The organism is Nostoc sp. C057 (assembly GCF_013393925.1).
In the GTDB taxonomy this organism is placed as follows: Bacteria; Cyanobacteriota; Cyanobacteriia; order Cyanobacteriales; family Nostocaceae; genus Nostoc; species Nostoc muscorum_A.
In genome coordinates this window covers 723381-740590 of the sequence record NZ_CP040281.1, presented here as the reverse complement: position 1 = coordinate 740590, position 17210 = coordinate 723381, and the positions used below count along the sequence as shown (strand labels likewise).

Here is a 17210-nt window from a genome sequence, read left to right as displayed (position 1 = left end):
GTGTCGTTTTCAAAGGTAAAATGCAATTTATATAAGCGACAGAATGAGCAGCAAATGCCACTCATTCTGCCGCTTTTTTTATAATTAAGTGTATTCTAAATAGCTATTAACAAAAAGCATGATTCTCATAATACTTTTTTGGTAATAGAATTAGCATTTTATTATTAAATTTCATAGTAATTATTAACAATACAGCTTATTCACACGTTAGAACTTTTGTTCAAGAAAAGTTCTAGCAATTTTAGCTGTTAAAAAGCATTTCTATTTTTGAGAAAAAACAATTATGCTCAATGATAATACTAATAACAATTTATTTTCTACTAATAAAAGCTTAAGTTTTAATTCAATCTCTTCATCAGATATATTTAATACTAAGAATGACATCAGCCTCAATCTAAGTGGATGTAGTAGCTACAACTCAGCTAATTCTCATGTGCAGTTACTAAATAATAGTAACTACGAAAATAGCAGTAACGCTACTACTAATGCTTTTACCACGCAAAGTTATAACTCTACCAATGGCTATGGCTTAATTAATGCAGCAGCAGCAGTGGCTAAAGCTACTAATCAGAATACCTTCGCTGATGTTCCCGATATTGGTGGTAATAATTGGGGAGCAGACCTTGTTAAAGCACCAGAAGTTTGGGCACAAGGATACACAGGTAAAGGCGTTGTTGTCGCTGTTATAGATACTGGGGTTGACTATAACCACGAGGATTTAAAAAATAATATCTGGACGAATACCAAGGAAATTGCAGGTAACGGTATAGATGATGATGGTAATGGCTATATTGATGATAATTACGGCTGGAACTTTGCGGATCAAAACAACAACACGCTAGATAACAATGGTCACGGTACTCATGTTTCTGGCACGATCGCAGGAGAAAATAATAACTATGGTGTCACTGGTATTGCATACAATGCCAAGATTATGCCCGTCAAAGTTTTGAATGAGTCTGGCTCTGGTTCCTATAGCTCGATATCTAAGGGTATTCGCTACGCTGTGGATAATGGAGCTAATGTGATTAACCTCAGTTTAGGAGGCACATCTTCCAATCGGACTCTGGAGTCAGCCATTAACTATGCCAGTAGCAAAGGAGTAATTGTTGTCATGGCAGCAGGGAATGATGGTGACTCATCACCAGACTATCCCGCCCGCTATGCATCCAATTCGGGAATTGCTGTTGGGGCAGTAGACAGAAATAATAATATGGCTGATTTCTCTAACCGCTCTGGAACAAATCAAATCTCTTATGTCACAGCCCCAGGAGTCAAGGTTTATTCATCAGTTCCGAATAATCAGTATGCCACTTATAGCGGCACATCTATGGCTGCTCCCCATGTGGCTGGTGTAGTTGCCCTGATGCTTAGTGCTAACCCCAGCCTGACTGATGCCCAAGTACGTCAGATTGTGGCAGAAACATCAGAAAATAGCACACAAAGTACAAACTCTAGTTTAAATATTTCTAATGTTAGTTCTTTGGCAAAGCAAGTGATGTCTACGACGGGCTACGCAGACACAGCAGCAAATAGTTCACAAAGTACAATCTATAGTTTAAATATTTCTAATGTCAGTTCTCTGGCAAAGCAAGTGATGTCTGGCGACAACCTGCTACATATCAATGCACAAACCGCAAATTATCTCACACCAGAGACTATTGCTAGTTTGAATAATTCTAGTGTCGGTTCTCTAATCGGTCAGACTATTACAGAAACAGCAAAATATCTTACACCAGAGACTATTGCTAGTTTGAATAATTCTAGTGTCGGTTCTCTAATCGGTCAGACTATTACAGAAACAACGAAATATCTTACACCAGAGACTATTGCTAGTTTGAATAATTCTAGTGTCGGTTCTCTAATTGGTCAGACTATTATAGAAACAACAAAATATCTTACACCAGAGACTATTGCTAGTTTGAATAATTCCGATGTCGGTTCTCTAATCGGTCAGACTATTACAGAAACAGCAAAATATCTCACACCAGAGACTATTGCTAGTTTGAATAATTCTGATTTCGGTTCTCGAATAGGTCAGGCAATTACAGAAACAACAAAATATCTCACACCAGAGACTATTGCTAGTTTGAATAATTCTGATTTCGGTTCTCGAATAGATCAGTTAATTACAGGCATCAATACGGATAGTAATGATGATAACAAAAATGAGAATAATCTTGATTTTTGGAAACTACTAGAGGGAATGCAAAAACAAATAGAACAGTATAAAAAATTCTTAGGTATCGCTTAAAAGTTATAGCGATTTGTAGTTCAGTCAAATACTGTTCGGTTAGAAAAATAAGCCAAACCGCTTGTCTTTTACAAATAAATGTAAGGGTTTAGCAATGCTAAACCCTTACATTTTAGGTGTGGTTTATAGAATGCGTAGGCATCGATTTTGAAATAGTTATAAGAACAAGAGAGGCTATCAATCTACCTAACAGAAAATGCCTCATTGAAGCGCCGCGTCACAGGCTCAGTAATAAATGTCAAAACTGACTTTTTACGAGTGACAATTTCACCTGTAGCAGACATCCCTGGTGTAAATTCTACTTCTTGACCACGCACATTAACTGAATGTTTATTTAGCTTAATTCTTGTAGGAAAAACTAAGCCCAATTCTTTATCAATAATTGCATTTGGACTGACTTGCATAACTTCGCCCTCCACAATCCCAAATTCCTGGAAGGGGAAAGTCGCCATTTTCACTTTTGCCTTCATTCCTTGACGAATAAACCCAATATCGCGGTTAAGAACTTTCACCTCTAGAAGCATTTCTTCCCCTTCGGGCAAAATTGACAGCAATTCTTCACCAGATTGGACTGGCCCCTTAGTGGCTTTGACTCTGTAAATCGTACCTGCAACGGGAGCCTCAATCGTTTCTAAAGCTTGCTGCTTCCTCGCCTGCTCTAATTGGCCTTGAACAGTTGTCAGTTCTTCTTTACGTTTGTTGAACTGTGTCAATATTTCACTTTGGCGTTCTGATGCTACACGCTGGGCCTGACTGCGGGCAGAGTTGTAAGCTTGTTCTGCTTGGCGAATTTCTTGGGCTTGGGCAGCAATATCTTTTTCTAATGATGTGACTTTATCTTGAGCCTCTGTTATTCTATTCTGGGCGTTAGTCACTTCATCTTGCGATCTGGTAATTTCTGTCTTTGCACGAGTCAATCTTTCTTGAGCATCCAAGTAATCGACACGAGGTACAGCACCAGTAGTAATTAGGGTGCGTAAGCTTTTTTCCCTTTCTTGTGCAAGTGCCAAATTACTTTCAATTTTAATTCGGATGCTGTCTGCGTTGGCAAGGTTGGTTTTGGCATTAGCAAAGCTGCTTTTGGCATTAGCTAAGTTCTCTTGCAATCGAGTCAACCGGACTTTGGCTTGATTGATGAGTGCTATTTGGCGATTTGCTTCTGCTTCTGCTCCTGCTTGACGCGCTTGGTAGTCTTGCAGGCGAGAAGTTAAAAGTTCATCTTGTAGTTTTGTCCCAGTTGTTTTGCCTCCAAGACGTTCTGCATCTAAACGTTGCAAATCGTCTTGAATCAATCTAGTTGATTTGGCTAGGCGGGAAACATCAGTTATTTGTAAGTCAGGGTCTTTTTGAATCAGAATTTGACCTTTGGTAACGCGATCGCCTTCTTGGACTTTCACACCGACAATTGACCCCCCACCCAAGGATGTCACTGGCCTAACCTGTGTGGAAGCAATTAATTCCCCTGGCGCTGTTGCTACTTCATCTATTTGCGAGAAGTACGCCCAAGCGATCGCTCCAAATACAATGGCGCTCATCGTTCCCGCTAATAATCTCGTGTACAGAGGTGGCAATTCCTGTACTGCCTTCCCTAATTCATAAGTGAGTTGTTCCTCTGGTTGGGCGAATCGCTCTTTTGTCTGACGGGCTTGAGCAGCATTTACCATATATTTTTATCCTTTTTTATTTGTCATTAGTCATTTGTCCTTTGTCATTTGTTCTTGGTGATTCACTAATGACCAATGACTAATGACTTGTGTTTAATTCAAACTGCTAAATAACGCCGCAAAAAGTTTTCTAATGTCTCCAATTTGAAGTTAAAAATCGCTTCTAAATTGGCAATTTCATCTTTTGTACAGAAAAATTCATTTGCTAGCAATGTGCGATAAGTTCCCAAAGCTTTTTGGACTTGGGGATTAAATAAACCCAATGCACCTTGTAATCCATCAATAAAAAATAGTGGTGAATTAATTATTACTGGCTCTTTGGCGAAAATCCGACCAAAAATCCGGGGAATATCTTCTCGTAATAAAATCTCCGGGCCTCCCACTGGTAAAATCTGGTTACGAGCGCCTGCAACAGTCACAGAATCGACTATTATCCTTGCCAAATCATCGGTACTGACAATTGAGGTACGGTTTTTGCGATCGCCAATCAGCAGATACAATCCCGTTTCCCGAAATCGTTCTACCAGTGGCAGCAAGTTAGATGCTAATCCAGATGGGCGTAAAATTGTGTAATTCAAGCCACTAGCTGACAAATATTGCTCTACGGCTCGTTTGGCTTTGAACACAGGCGCGTCTTCATATCCGCGATCGGCTCCCAATACCGAAATGAAGACAAAATGCTCTACGCCATTGGCTTTTGCTTGGTCAATCAGTTCAATATTGGCGCGGTAATCTAAGGATAAAGCATCGCTATCAGAACCGTGGGCGCTGATAATATACTTCACACCTTGAGTAGCTTTTTGAATATCTTTTTCCCGCAGCAAATCACCGATAAAGATTTCTGCACCCCGGTGTTCTAACTCGCTGTAGCGCGAGGTAAGGCGGACAAATGCCCGCACAGACTGTTCTCGTTGCCGTAGCAGTCGCACAACTCTGCGACCAATTCCTCCAGTTGCTCCAGTTAATAGAAACATATAAATACCTAAATTGAATAGTTGCAGCGTTTATAGTTGTCAAAATGCCCGATATATGCTCAAGATATCCTCACGCCAACTAAGCCAATTGGTCACACCTTATTTATCTTAATCTCAAAAAATTATCCCCCACATTTTTGTAGATGCAGGGGATGGGGTAATGGGATTAGTTTTACTGGCTCAAGAAGTCGATAGCTTGTTCAAGTGACATCTTAGCCTTGTGCAAGTTCAGCAAATTCTCTTGCTGATATCGGTCAGGATAGCTCATTTTTCTGCCTTCCAAAGTTATCCGAATCAGTGCTGTTTGTTCGTCTGTGGGTGAATTCATCTCCTCAATAGCAGAACTGATTACCTGGATAGCGTTAAAGTTAGGAGATTTTAACCCTTTACCTAGCTTCATTTGTTGGAGGGCTAAAAGTGGAAATGCCATCAGAGTTACGATATACGAGGTTTTGTATCCTGCATCCCGGTAGGTTTTACACCGTATCTCCGACATAAATCGCGTAATTCTTTAATAGTCTTAATTTCAAGTTCGGATCGCGTGAACATAAAATAGTAGTGTCCATTTTTTGAATTGGATATTGGTGGTTGTACTTCCGGCAAGTTGTCACAACCACTAAAAAACAATCTATTGTTTTGGCACCAAGTAAATCAAGCCTTGTTTATATTTCTCAATAATGCCTAATCCTAAAGGGAACCCACAAAATTTACAACCAATTAAATCAAATAGAGAAGAATCATTAACAGAAAGAATTAACCTACGCATTACCAAAACTATGAAGGAAGAACTATCTACCAAAGATGATCCTCCAGAATTTTGCCGTCGTGCAATCCAGGAAGCATTAGATAAAGATAGAGAAAAGTAATCTCCAAGGGATAGTTGTCACAAATGCGTGAATTACTGCAATGAGTCAGCAATCAAGCAGGTTGAGAAAGTAAAAGCTGCTTTTGCTTGCAGAAAACACCAAAATTAGAAAGCAAACTGGGGTTTGAGAAAGCAAACCGGGGTTTGAGAAAGTAAAAGCTGCTTTTGCTTGCAGAAAACACCAAAATTAGAAAGCAAACTGGGGTTTGAGAAAGTAAAAGCTCATTTTGCTTGCGGAAAACACTGAAATTAGAAAGCAAACTGGGGTTTGAGAAAGTAAAAGCTTCTTTTGAGTAAGTCAAATGTCATTTTGCTTATTAAATTCGACGTAACTTAAGTAATTATGTTAAGAAGATTTGTAGGTTGGGGAGAACGGAGTGAAACCCAACAAAGCCCTAAAAATTTTGGGTTTCGTTCCTCAAACCAACCTACATTAGAGTTATTTTTTAGGCAAAAACTCGCAGTATTTAGCTGAGTTAGAATCGTTGAAGAAGGATTTAAAGCAGTAAGTATAATGTGTTAGCAATTATTGCCGATATAGAGAAGTGGATGTGAGGAGACTTATAGATGAATGACGAAGATCAGTTTGATGTCTTCCTTTGCCACAATAGCAAAGACAAGCCTGAAGTTATAGAAATTGCTAATGAATTAACAAGACAAGGAATTAAACCTTGGCTAGATAAGTGGGAACTTCGTCCTGGTTTAGCATGGCAATCTTTACTAGAAGAACAAATAGAAAACATTAAATCAGCAGCAGTTTTTGTAGGTAGTAGTGGACTTGGCCCCTGGCAAAGTCAAGAGATGAGAGCTTTTTTAAACGAATTTGTAGAGAGAGGCTGTCCCGTGATTCCTGTTTTGCTTGGGAATACACCACAGCAGCCTAAACTCCCAATTTTTCTTAGAGGTAATACCTGGGTTGACTTTCGGACAGATACTGAGGCTATGGAGAACTTAATTTGGGGTATTACTGGACGAAAACCAAAGCTACAGCAAGTAATTCAAGCTGATGACCTCAGTTCTGAGAAGGGAGTAAACTACACGCGATTGCGAGATTTGCTAGCAGCAGGCAAATGGAAAGAAGCGGATGAGGAAACTTTAGCTGTCATGCTCAAGGCATCTAGCAGGGAAAAAGAAGGTTGGTTTGATATTGAATCCATCAAGAATTTTCCCTGTACTGACTTACGTACCATTAACCAACTTTGGGTACAACATAGCGATGGACGCTTTGGCTTCAGCGTTCAGAAGAATATTTATCTAAGTGTTGGTGGGAAGGCTGACGGTGAATATTATAAAGAAGTCTGGGAAAAATTTGGCGATCGCGTAGGATGGAAAGTGAAAGGAAGCTGGATTGATTACTCTAGTGTAGATTTTAATATTTCAGCACCAGAGGGACACCTCCCAAGGATGAGTGGGGAGGGATATTTATTATTTGGGATTGGTGGTGTTGGGAGGATATCTTTTCTCGCCTCAAGACTTGTGAAGTGTAACATTTAAGAGCTTGAGAAAAGTTTTCCCAATTTAAAATCCCCCTACATCTGTGTAGATGCAGAGGGACTAATAAAACAACCCACAATTTGGATTATTGATCAATTTTTGAGCGCTATCGGTGACGTACTATTATACTTTGTGCAAACAGCCCATTTCAAAACTATTCAGCAGCTTTGTTATTAGCTCTATTAGCACGCGCCTCAGCCGAAGCCATCACCTCATCCATATTCTCTAACACTTCACCAGGGAAGTTTTCCAAAACTCTGGTAGAAAGAGCAACCCGCCCTTTACCTTCATCCAAGTCAATAATTACAGCTTTAATTGGCTGACCAACTTTAAATACCTTTTCTAAAGAATCAATGAATTTTTGGCTTACCTGCTTGATATGAAGCAAAGCCCCCATTCCATTTAAATCGACAAACACACCAAAAGGTTTGATGCCAGTAACTTTGCCTTCCACCAGTTGACCTAGTTCTAATAAGCTGAAGTTGCTAGAACGAGTTGCTAATCGCTGAGAAAGGATGAGTTTGTTGGTGTTTTTATTAATTTCCAAAAAGCCCACAGTCAGATTTTGACCTTTGAGTGCGTCTAAGTTATCACGCTCTGCCAGGTGCGATCGCGGAATAAACCCCCGCAAGGAGAGAATATCGACGGTGACACCACCTTTATTCACACCCATAACCTTTACTTGCACAGTCTGAGCATTTTCCTGCATTTCGGCCAGTCGTTCCCAGATGTGCTGAATTTCCAACTGCTTGCGAGAAAGGGTGACTTGACCTTCTGCATCCTGATCTCGGATAATCAAAAACTGCATATCCTCTTGCAATGGCAGCACTTCCGATAAATCGGTAACTGCTCTCAAAGAAGCCTCATCGCGCGGTAGAAAAGCTGACGACTTGCCACCAATATCGACATAAGCTCCATCATGGTCAAGTTGGAACACTTTGCCATGTACAACCTGTCCCTTTTGAAACTGGTAGTCGTGTTTTTCTAGCGCTTTGGCAAAATCGTCCATCGTAAATGACGAATTGGCTGTTTGAGAAAGTTTCGATTCGGAATTCATGACTTTTGAAGATTAATTGTTATTTGAGATGGTGCAACTGGAGTTTTGATTGTCATTAGTCACTTGTCATTTGTCATTTGTCCTTTATTGTTCACTAATGACTAATGACTAGTTCAGTTGACTAAAGAGTTGTTTGGCTTGCTCCCAAGCATCAGCAGCAGCTTTAGGATTATAACTGGCACGAAGGTCACAGAAAAATCCGTGATCAGCTCCATCGTAGCGAAACACACGATGAGGAATTTTATATTTTTCTAACTCTGCTTCAATCTCATCTACTTGTTCGGGTGGGATGCTAGCATCTTCTTTACCAAAGAAGGCATAGAGAGTGCCTGGAATCTCTCTGGTGCGGGTAACAGTGGGTGCGCCACCTCCTGGCGTGCGGGTGGTAATTCCAGCACCGTAGAAGGAAGCCGTAGCTTTAATATCTGGTAAAGTGGCTGCAAGATATGCGACATGACCGCCAAAGCAGAAGCCAATACAGCCAAAACTATCTTTTTTGACTTGAGGCAGATTTTTGAGGTAGTCAATTGCTAATTGAATATCGCTCAATAACTCTGATGCTTGAGTTTGCATGGCGTAGCCTCTGCCGGTTTCAATATCTTCAGGCGTGTATCCGGTTTCAAAGCCAGGAGCAGTGCGTTGAAAAAGTGCAGGTGCGATCGCTACATACCCAAGTTTGGCAATCCGTTCTGTAACATCCCGAATGTGAACGTTGACACCAAAAATCTCTTGCAATACAACGATTCCTGGGTAAGATCCAGGTTCTTTTGGTTCTGCCAGATATGCTGACACTTGAATATTATCTTGCAAAAGATTAACCGTTGTGGTAATTATTGCTTGCTCTGCCATAATAATTTTTACCCGTGTTATGTGATTAACGGTGTGTTTGTTTGATATAACTATGCCAGTATGCCGAGGTTATTTCCAATAGAATTACCAAAACCATAGTGAGCGCATTAAAAATTTCTACCAGAAAAATTTTATTTGTAAATCAAGTATTTTGATATGTAGCAAATACAGCTGGTCACGAAAGGAGTGCTATGCATAAAAGTAATATTTAATACCGAAGACTCAGCACTTATCACTCAGCACTTAGTATTCAGGAGGTTTGGTGGTGATTCAATTCCGTATTCAGCCAGACAGCGAAATTCCCGCATCAACCCAGCTGTTTAATCAAATCCGCTTTGCGATCGCTTCTCGGCAATATCCCCCTGCTTACAAATTGCCAAGCACAAGAGCGCTGGCAATGCAAACGGGATTACACCGTAATACCATTAGCAAAGTTTACCGTCAACTGGAGGAAGACGGATTTGTTGAAAGTATGGCTGGTTCGGGTATTTATGTTCGTGCCCAAGGTCATGAGGGCGGTAGTCGGCTGCAATCACCAATTCTCAAACAAAATCCTGACGCATATCAAGTTGTCCAGCAAGCACTTGACGATCTGCTCTCTCAAGGATGTTCGCTCAATCAAGCCAGAGAGCTATTTTTAGCGGAAATCGACTGGCGCTTGCGTTGTAGTGCGCGGGTACTGGTTGCAGTTCCATCCTATGACATGGGTGCTGGTGAGTTGATGGTCTATGAATTAGAGCGATCGCTAAAAATACCAGTCCAGTTGGTCGCAATGGAAGAATTAACAGCAGTGTTAGATAAAACTACCTCTGCGACAGTAGTTACAAGTCGGTATTTTATCAGTAATGTGGAAGCGATCGCAGCCCCTAAAGCTGCACGAGTAATTCCTCTGGATATCTACGACTACAGCAAAGAACTCAGCCTCTTGAAAACCCTACCAAAAGAAAACTGTGTAGGCATAGTTAGCCTTAGTTCCGGGATTGCACGAGCAGCAGAAGTTATCCTCCACGGTTTGCGGGGAGATGAACTACTAGTAATGACTTCGCAACCAAAAGATGCCTATAAACTTCAGGCTATGGTTAAACGGGCTGAGGTCATCATCAGCGATCAAGCCAGTTTTGCAGCCGTGCAAGCAGCCGTGCAAGCATCTGATGAAGATATTATTCGTCCCCCAAAGCTGATTAAGGTTGAAAATTATATCGGTACTAACTCGATTAACTTGCTCAAACGAGAACTAGGTTTGAGTTAATTACGACTTACGTAAAATACTCTCAAACTCTCATTTCTCTGTGTTCTCTGCGCCTCTGTGGTTCGTTATTCTGGAACTAGTGCAGAACACCTTTGAGAACAACCAATACAGGAGGGCTAAGGTAGTGCAGATTGTGATTGTAGGCGCAGGCCCAACAGGTGTAACCCTTGCCCTGCTCCTTACACAACGTGGTATTGCTGTAACCTTAATTGAAGCAGCAAAAGACTTTCATCGTGTTTTTCGCGGCGAAGGATTAATGCCCAGTGGATTAGATGCACTAGAGCAAATGGGTCTATCGCCATTGTTAGAGCATATTCCCCACCGACAACTCGACGCATGGGAATTCATTGTGGGGGACAAGCAATTGTTTCGAGTCGAAGAACCAATGGGGGCAACCCGACCTTGTACACTGGTTTCACAACCACCGCTACTCAAAGCACTGATTTCGGAAGCTCAAACCAATGATGGGTTTGAATTTATCCAGGGTGTTCCAGTCAAAGATTTACGTTGGAGTAATCAACGTGTCGCAGGTGTAGTATTGAGCGATGGCAGAGAACTTACTGCTGACCTAGTGATTGGGGCAGATGGTCGAAATTCTCTTGTACGACAACGTATAGGATTGGAATTGGTACGCCAGCCCAAAAATATTGATATTCTCTGGTTTAAACTTGCCGCCAGCCCTGAATTTGCAGCCGATAATGTTTTTCGTACTATTGTAAATGGCGATCGCGTATTTACTATCTTTCATGGAGCAGAAGAAGGAAAACTGCATCTAGCTTGGGTGATGTCCGCAACCGAAAACACTGACTTCAAACAAACTAACTGGGCAGAGATTTTTGCCTCATTATCACCCTTATGGCTAGCAGAACATTTCCGTAATCATGCAGACACCATTGAATCCCCGATTCGGCTTTCTGTTGTGGTTGGTTATTGTCCACAATGGCACGCACCAGGGGTATTGCTTCTGGGTGACGCGGCACACCCAATGTCTCCTGTCCGCGCTCAAGGAATTAATCTAGCATTCCGTGATGTGATTGTCGCTGCTAATCACCTTGTGCCACTGTTGCACAGAGAAGCCGAACACAAGGACATTGATATGGCACTATCGCACATCCAAGCGGAACGTGAGCCAGAAATTATCCGCGCCCAGCAACTCCAATTAGAGGAAGCTAAACAAGGCGAACTACTGCGAAAAAATGCACTGTTGCGATCGCTGTTGAGTCAACTCGCTCCCTTGCTCCGTAAAATAATTAAAAAGTCTTGGTTAAAGCGACAATATAAAATGCGTCAAGGTATCACACAGGTTCATTTAACTGTGTAAAAAACCGCCAGAAGTTATTTAACTTGTGGCTGTGGAATATTAATTTGCAAAAATTCTTGCACCACTTGCATATAAGTTGGAGCATCTTCCAACATTGGGAAATGTGCTGTGTTAGGAATCATCACAAACTTAACTTTGTCATTCAGTGCAGCTGCTTTACGCCCCATCTCGGCCGGAATAATTTTGTCATACTCTCCCGCCACGAGCAGAGTCGGTACTGTCAGCTTGGCAAACTCAAGCGGCATCACTTCAGATTGAGCTTTACTAACGGAAGTAAAAATTGTACCCAAAGCTGCATCGTAATCTGCTTCAAGAAAATCTTGTAAAAAAGCTTGGCGTTCAGAATGTGGTATTGAACTATATAAAAATCTCGCCATAAACATCCGGTCAACAAATGGAATTTTGCTTAACCATTTGGGACGGAATTTCACTACATAGCCACCGAATTTATGAAAGGCACTAAAAGATTTTTCGTCGTACTCAAAAATGCCGCTACAGGTTAAAATTCCTCGTTCCACTCGTTGGGGGTAGCGGTTAAAAAATAAAGTAGCAACAGACGCGCCCATCGAGTGAGCATTGATATAGACACGCTGAAGATGCAACCCATCTAACAAAGCTGCCAAATCATCAGCGTATTCTTCTAATTCATAACTTAACTCTCTGATTGCGTCTGATTCTTCCTGCGGGGACTTAGAGTCAGCAACAGCTTCACTTGCTTGACCTATGGTTGGCTTACCACCAGAACGGCCAAATCCCCGCATATCGTAGAGTAAACAATCAAATTGCTCTGATAAAGCATTAGCGGTATTTTGCCAATACCTAGCCGAACCAGCCCAACCGTGCATAAAAACCATTACTGGTTTTACCAAAGAACCAGATTGTTTTTTCACCCATTCATAGTAATGGTCAACGCCACGAACTTTAATATAAGGCATTAGTCATTAGTCCTTTGTCAGTTGTCATTAGTCATTTTCCCTTATTACATGGTTATTAGTCTTTAGTTTTTGACTAATAACCAATGACTAATGACTAATGACTAATGACTATTAGGCTGACTCTGGTTTCGGTAGTGAAGATGGATGGATTATCAGTTCCGCAGTCGATCGCTTCTCAACCATTTCCCGTGTTACTGTACAACGTGTCACATCCTTACGAGATGGTAACTCGTACATAACATCCAGCATAAGTTCTTCGACAATACCGCGTAATGCTCTAGCACCAGTTTTACGGCGGTAAGCTTCTTGAGCGATCGCTCGTAAAGCATCTGGTTTAAAATCTAACTGGACATTATCCATCTTCAGCAGTTTTTGGTACTGCTTCACTAAGGCGCTGCGTGGTTGGGTGAGAATCGCCATTAGCGCTTCTTCATCTAGCGGATCTACTACTGCTACCATTGGCACGCGTCCAATAAATTCTGGAATCATGCCAAATTTTACTAGATCGTCCGGCGCTAGATGGCGGAGAGTATCTGCTGCCCGCTTTTCTTTCGTTTGCCCTTCTCCAGGTTGCACAAAGCCTATTGCTTTTTTGCCAACTCTCTGATCTACAACCTTTTCTAAGCCTACGAAAGCACCACCACAGACAAACAAAATATTACTTGTATCAATCTGGATACAGTCTTGATAGGGATGCTTGCGCCCTCCTTGGGGTGGTACATTGGCGATCGTTCCCTCTAACATTTTCAACAAGGCTTGCTGCACGCCTTCGCCAGAAACGTCGCGGGTAATTGACGGGTTCTCACTCTTGCGAGCAATTTTGTCAATTTCATCAATGTAGATAATTCCTCGTTGCGCTTCCTCTATATCCAAATCTGCCACTTGCAACAGTCGCAGCAAGATATTTTCCACATCTTCTCCCACATAACCTGCTTCCGTCAGCGTCGTAGCATCGGCGACGGCAAAAGGTACATCCAGGATTTTCGCTAAGGTTTGCGCTAAGAGAGTTTTGCCGCAACCAGTTGGGCCGATTAACAAAATGTTGGACTTTTGCAGTTCTACAGCATCATCCGCCCCACCTTTTCCACTGGCTTTAGACTGAATGACTGCCAACCGCTTGTAGTGATTGTAAACGGCTACTGACAGGACTTTCTTGGCTTCGTCTTGACCAATAACGTGTTCGTCTAGATACTTTTTAATCTCTCTTGGCTTGGGTATTTGATTAAACGAAATACTAGAAGATTGAGTACGCCGTTTTTGAGGTGGTTCTGCTCTCGGTGCGGGTTGTGCTGCCGCACCATTGGTATCGAGTAACTCTTCGTCTAGTATTTCATTACACAAGTCAACGCATTCATCGCAGATGTAGACTCCCGGCCCTGCGATTAATTTACGCACCTGCTCCTGAGACTTGCCGCAAAACGAACATTTTAAATGGGAGTCGTACTTAGACATACCAGCCTCTTATTTCAGAATGGTGACGTTTTCCCCTGCTGTGGGAAGATTTTGCCTGGAAATGACCTGATCAATCAAACCGTAGTTTTTCGCCTCTTCTGCCGACATGAAAAAGTCGCGCTCAGTATCTGCTTCAATTCTTTCTAAGGGTTGACCAGTATGATGAGCCATTAACTGATTCAACTTAGCCTTAACGTAAAGAATTTCTCTGGCTTGAATTTCAATGTCAATAGCTTGACCTTGAGCGCCACCAAGTGGTTGGTGAATCATAATCCGGGAGTCAGGCAGAGACATTCGCTTACCGGCAGCCCCTGCTGTTAACAAAAATGCCCCCATACTCGCGGCTAATCCAAAACAGATGGTAACAACATCAGGGCGAATTTGCTGTATTGTATCATAGATTGCCATCCCTGCGTAGACCGAGCCACCAGGAGAATTGACATACATTTGAATGTCTTTCTCTGAGTCTTCGGAATCTAGGAATAACAATTGAGCCACAATTGAGTTGGCTACGGCATCGTCTATTGGCGTTCCCAAAAAGATAATCCGCTCTCGCAGCAGGCGGGAGTAGATGTCGAAAGCCCTTTCTCCCATGCCAGACTGTTCTACCACCATCGGCACGATGTTGCTAGGGCTGTTCAACTGGGAGTTAATGTTTATTCGACTTTGGTTGCTGATGGGGTAGTTTCCCGACTGCGATACAAACATACAGGCTTTCTATGACGGTAATTTAGGACAAATGTTTCAGCAGCAAATACTGCCTTTTCGACGAATCGAATTTTTATAGCTACGTGTTAACCATTATGCCTCATATAACTTCCTCTCGTGTAACACAGTATCAAGCTCAGTCCATAACATGTGTCACAATTTGCCAAAAATTCATTAATTCTTTAAATTATTTTGACTTTATCCCAGTGGGTATTGAGGATTGGTTATTTTTGTCCCTGCTCCCTTACTTTACCCATTTCACCAGTACTTTAACTCAGGACTGGTGAACTTATGGCTTTGGGATTTTGTACTATCCTTCTGTGACTTCTGTAGAAGGTTCGCTGCTTTCTTCCTCTGTCTGAGATATCTCAGCATCTGCATCAGATTCTGCGGCTTCCGTTTCCTCAGAGGGACTCAAGGAGCCTTCGGGTACAAGTTCAACTGAGGAATGTTCTAAAAGCCAATCGATGGTTTTTTCGGTTAATAGTTCGTTTTCCACGATGGAGCGCAGCCTATCTTCATCAACCTCTTTTTCTTCTGGGTACTGTTCCAAAAGTTCTTTGACTCTGGCTGCGATTTCTTCTGGTGTTACCTCAATAGATTCGCGTTTACCGACTTCCCGCAAGGACAAAGAACGTTTGATGCGTTCGATGGCCTCAGTACGCGATCGCTCTCGCAATTGAGGAATAATATCTTGAGTAAACAACTTCCTCACATCTAATCCCTGCTGAGACAGGCGCATTGCTGTTTGCGTTAGCATTGCATCCACTTCTTGTTCAACCAAGGTTAGTGGTAAGTCAACTTCTACGTGCTTAAGCAGTTCCGTTAACAAGGCTTCCTGCTTATTTGTTTTTGTTTTGTCATCCGCCTCTTTTTGATATCGCTCTACCAAAGAAGCGCGTAACTCCTCTAAGGTTTCAAAATCGCTGATTTCCTGGGCGAAATCGTCATTTATTTCTGGTAGTTCCTTTTCCTTCAGTTCTTTGAGCGTCACTGTGAAAGTTGCTGCTTTTCCAGCTAAATCCTCATTAGCATAAGGATCTGGGAACTGAGCCGCGATTTCTCTAGTTTCTTCAGGATTCATCCCTACTATTCCCGATATAAAGCCTGGGATAAACTTATCTTCCTGCAATTCAACTTGAAAATCAGTTGCTTCGGCTCCCGGAATAGGTTCTAGTTCGGCTGTTTCGTCTTCACCCTCGTCTTCACCCTCGGCTTTAGCAAATGAGCCTTTAAAATCGACTACGGCAATATCACCGATTTGGGCTGAACGTCCTTCCACAGGAATTAATGTCGCTAATTCTTGACGTTCCTTCTCAAGGGTACTATCCACTCGTTCTGGATCGTACTTGACTTCTTCGGCTTGGAAAAGCAAATCAGTGTACTGCACTAGATTTACTTCTGGTTCTACATCGACAGCGGCCGAAATCGTCAGAGGTTTTCCAGGTTCATAATTATTAATCAAATCCTCAAATGAGGAGCGCAATTGCGGCTGACCGATTGCCGGGATAGCTTCTTGTTTAACTGCTTGCTCAATGCCGTCTTGAATTAGTTCTTCCAGCGCTGCTGCCTTGATACGAGTTGTACCCAGCCTTTGTAGTAATATCGGCCGAGGTACCTTGCCTTTACGAAACCCAGGAATATTGGCAGTACTCGCTAAGTTTTTAATGACCTGTTCGTAAGTTTGCTTGGTAATTTCCGGCGTAATCTCTATTTCCAGGCCAATTTGGCTGGCGGGAAGTTTTTCCTGGGTAACTTTCATGCTTCGTCTCTAGTTTTCTGGTATTTTAATCTCCGAGTACACACAAGACGCAATAATTTTTCGCGTTTATGGCTTGATGTCTCTTAGGGAGGAGGGGGAGTTTGTCACAAGGCTTTATGACATCCAAGGATGGATTGTGTGTCTTGGCACAGATATCCAGTTTACTGCCAATGGCCAAGGACTTGACAATTTACCGTCATAACAATTATTGACACTCCCAGGGCTAAGAACGTCTGGGGTTTCTTGCCTAATATTTGTAATAAGCGCTGAATCATTGCGGATTGGGAAGATTTTTATCCTTATTCCCCAGTCCGTAATTTTCAGTTAGTCTGAATTTAGCACTGGAAAGTCAAGAATTCATTATTCGGTGGGCTAAGACCGTGATATTCTGATTTTCAGTCAGTAGTTTATTACTTCAAAGTTATAGCATTGAGTCTAGCTATATTTTGGTACAGGATTAAACAGGCTGCCTAGCCGCATAGCTCGATTTTATCGGTTGCGAATTTTATACCATTTGCATCATAGTACATTCATCGTGCTGGCAACTCACTTTACAGCCAAGACGTTTATTCACCTTACAGGTCAAATGTCTAAGTGCAGATATATGTATTTTTCTGCTAGATGGC

Annotated in this window: 14 protein-coding genes; 5 read left to right on the top strand and 9 right to left on the bottom strand. The window is 41.9% G+C overall.

Translation table 11 applies throughout. From position 1 onward, the window contains the following. Nucleotides 1–283: 283 nt before the first annotated feature. Nucleotides 284–2254 carry a S8 family peptidase gene (locus FD724_RS03080; protein ID WP_179071544.1) on the top strand — a complete coding sequence of 657 codons (1971 nt, stop codon included), beginning with the start codon at nucleotides 284–286 and terminating at the stop codon, nucleotides 2252–2254. A gap of 182 nt (nucleotides 2255–2436) precedes the next feature. Here the strand turns inward: FD724_RS03080 and FD724_RS03075 are convergent, their stop codons facing one another. The 3 genes from FD724_RS03075 to FD724_RS03065 all read right to left on the bottom strand — a co-directional run bounded on the left by FD724_RS03075 (nucleotide 2437) and on the right by FD724_RS03065 (nucleotide 5388). Then, complete coding sequence (locus FD724_RS03075; RefSeq protein ID WP_179071543.1) at nucleotides 2437–3918, bottom strand: HlyD family efflux transporter periplasmic adaptor subunit; 1482 nt, start codon at nucleotides 3916–3918, stop codon at nucleotides 2437–2439. 98 nt (nucleotides 3919–4016) lie between these two features. Continuing rightward, nucleotides 4017–4892 (bottom strand): SDR family oxidoreductase, encoded by an 876-nt coding sequence (locus tag FD724_RS03070; protein WP_179071542.1) that lies wholly within the window; start codon nucleotides 4890–4892, stop codon nucleotides 4017–4019. A gap of 172 nt (nucleotides 4893–5064) precedes the next feature. Continuing rightward, nucleotides 5065–5388, bottom strand: a complete 324-nt coding sequence (locus FD724_RS03065) for a hypothetical protein (protein ID WP_306297078.1) — start codon at nucleotides 5386–5388, stop codon at nucleotides 5065–5067. A gap of 181 nt (nucleotides 5389–5569) precedes the next feature. On the opposite strand from FD724_RS03065, the gene FD724_RS03060 reads away from it, so the two are divergent. Both FD724_RS03060 and FD724_RS03055 read left to right on the top strand, forming a co-directional pair. Next, nucleotides 5570–5758: a hypothetical protein gene (locus FD724_RS03060; RefSeq protein WP_179071541.1), complete on the top strand. Its 189-nt coding sequence runs from the start codon at nucleotides 5570–5572 to the stop codon at nucleotides 5756–5758. A 566-nt stretch (nucleotides 5759–6324) separates the two neighbouring features. Continuing rightward, entirely contained in the window at nucleotides 6325–7251 is a 927-nt protein-coding gene (locus FD724_RS03055; RefSeq protein WP_179071540.1) for a GUN4 domain-containing protein, read from the top strand. A gap of 154 nt (nucleotides 7252–7405) precedes the next feature. Here the strand turns inward: FD724_RS03055 and FD724_RS03050 are convergent, their stop codons facing one another. Next, nucleotides 7406–8308 (bottom strand): S1 RNA-binding domain-containing protein, encoded by a 903-nt coding sequence (locus FD724_RS03050; RefSeq protein ID WP_179071539.1) that lies wholly within the window; start codon nucleotides 8306–8308, stop codon nucleotides 7406–7408. Nucleotides 8309–8416: 108 nt separating this feature from the next. Further along, nucleotides 8417–9157, bottom strand: coding sequence for a dienelactone hydrolase family protein (locus FD724_RS03045; RefSeq protein WP_114085549.1), 741 nt, complete (start codon nucleotides 9155–9157; stop codon nucleotides 8417–8419). A gap of 265 nt (nucleotides 9158–9422) precedes the next feature. On the opposite strand from FD724_RS03045, the gene FD724_RS03040 reads away from it, so the two are divergent. Together FD724_RS03040 and FD724_RS03035 are read left to right on the top strand one after the other, a co-directional pair. Continuing rightward, the gene (locus FD724_RS03040; RefSeq protein ID WP_114085559.1) at nucleotides 9423–10406 is read left to right on the top strand and encodes a GntR family transcriptional regulator; all 984 of its coding nucleotides are present in this window, start codon (nucleotides 9423–9425) and stop codon (nucleotides 10404–10406) included. 124 nt (nucleotides 10407–10530) lie between these two features. Further along, nucleotides 10531–11727, top strand: coding sequence for an FAD-dependent monooxygenase (locus tag FD724_RS03035; protein WP_256874434.1), 1197 nt, complete (start codon nucleotides 10531–10533; stop codon nucleotides 11725–11727). 14 nt (nucleotides 11728–11741) lie between these two features. Here FD724_RS03035 and FD724_RS03030 read toward each other — a convergent pair whose 3' ends face one another. The 4 genes from FD724_RS03030 to tig all read right to left on the bottom strand — a co-directional run bounded on the left by FD724_RS03030 (nucleotide 11742) and on the right by tig (nucleotide 16584). After that, the gene (locus FD724_RS03030; protein ID WP_179071537.1) at nucleotides 11742–12662 is read right to left on the bottom strand and encodes an alpha/beta fold hydrolase; all 921 of its coding nucleotides are present in this window, start codon (nucleotides 12660–12662) and stop codon (nucleotides 11742–11744) included. Nucleotides 12663–12773: 111 nt separating this feature from the next. Further along, nucleotides 12774–14114: an ATP-dependent protease ATP-binding subunit ClpX gene (clpX, locus tag FD724_RS03025; RefSeq protein WP_114085547.1), complete on the bottom strand. Its 1341-nt coding sequence runs from the start codon at nucleotides 14112–14114 to the stop codon at nucleotides 12774–12776. 9 nt (nucleotides 14115–14123) lie between these two features. Continuing rightward, complete coding sequence (clpP, locus tag FD724_RS03020) at nucleotides 14124–14822, bottom strand: ATP-dependent Clp endopeptidase proteolytic subunit ClpP (RefSeq protein WP_114085546.1); 699 nt, start codon at nucleotides 14820–14822, stop codon at nucleotides 14124–14126. A 310-nt stretch (nucleotides 14823–15132) separates the two neighbouring features. Next, nucleotides 15133–16584 carry a trigger factor gene (gene tig / locus FD724_RS03015; protein ID WP_179071536.1) on the bottom strand — a complete coding sequence of 484 codons (1452 nt, stop codon included), beginning with the start codon at nucleotides 16582–16584 and terminating at the stop codon, nucleotides 15133–15135. Nucleotides 16585–17210 lie beyond the last annotated feature (626 nt).

Excerpts from the sequence above, each read along its gene's own strand:
- FD724_RS03080 (WP_179071544.1), top strand. The coding sequence starts at position 284 with ATGCTCAATGATAATACTAATAACAATTTATTTTCTACTAATAAAAGC.
- FD724_RS03075 (WP_179071543.1), bottom strand. The coding sequence starts at position 3,918 with ATGGTAAATGCTGCTCAAGCCCGTCAGACAAAAGAGCGATTCGCCCAA.
- FD724_RS03070 (WP_179071542.1), bottom strand. The coding sequence starts at position 4,892 with ATGTTTCTATTAACTGGAGCAACTGGAGGAATTGGTCGCAGAGTTGTG.
- FD724_RS03065 (WP_306297078.1), bottom strand. The coding sequence starts at position 5,388 with ATGTCGGAGATACGGTGTAAAACCTACCGGGATGCAGGATACAAAACC.
- FD724_RS03060 (WP_179071541.1), top strand. The coding sequence starts at position 5,570 with ATGCCTAATCCTAAAGGGAACCCACAAAATTTACAACCAATTAAATCA.
- FD724_RS03055 (WP_179071540.1), top strand. The coding sequence starts at position 6,325 with ATGAATGACGAAGATCAGTTTGATGTCTTCCTTTGCCACAATAGCAAA.
- FD724_RS03050 (WP_179071539.1), bottom strand. The coding sequence starts at position 8,308 with ATGAATTCCGAATCGAAACTTTCTCAAACAGCCAATTCGTCATTTACG.
- FD724_RS03045 (WP_114085549.1), bottom strand. The coding sequence starts at position 9,157 with ATGGCAGAGCAAGCAATAATTACCACAACGGTTAATCTTTTGCAAGAT.
- FD724_RS03030 (WP_179071537.1), bottom strand. The coding sequence starts at position 12,662 with ATGCCTTATATTAAAGTTCGTGGCGTTGACCATTACTATGAATGGGTG.
- clpX (WP_114085547.1), bottom strand. The coding sequence starts at position 14,114 with ATGTCTAAGTACGACTCCCATTTAAAATGTTCGTTTTGCGGCAAGTCT.
- clpP (WP_114085546.1), bottom strand. The coding sequence starts at position 14,822 with ATGTTTGTATCGCAGTCGGGAAACTACCCCATCAGCAACCAAAGTCGA.
- tig (WP_179071536.1), bottom strand. The coding sequence starts at position 16,584 with ATGAAAGTTACCCAGGAAAAACTTCCCGCCAGCCAAATTGGCCTGGAA.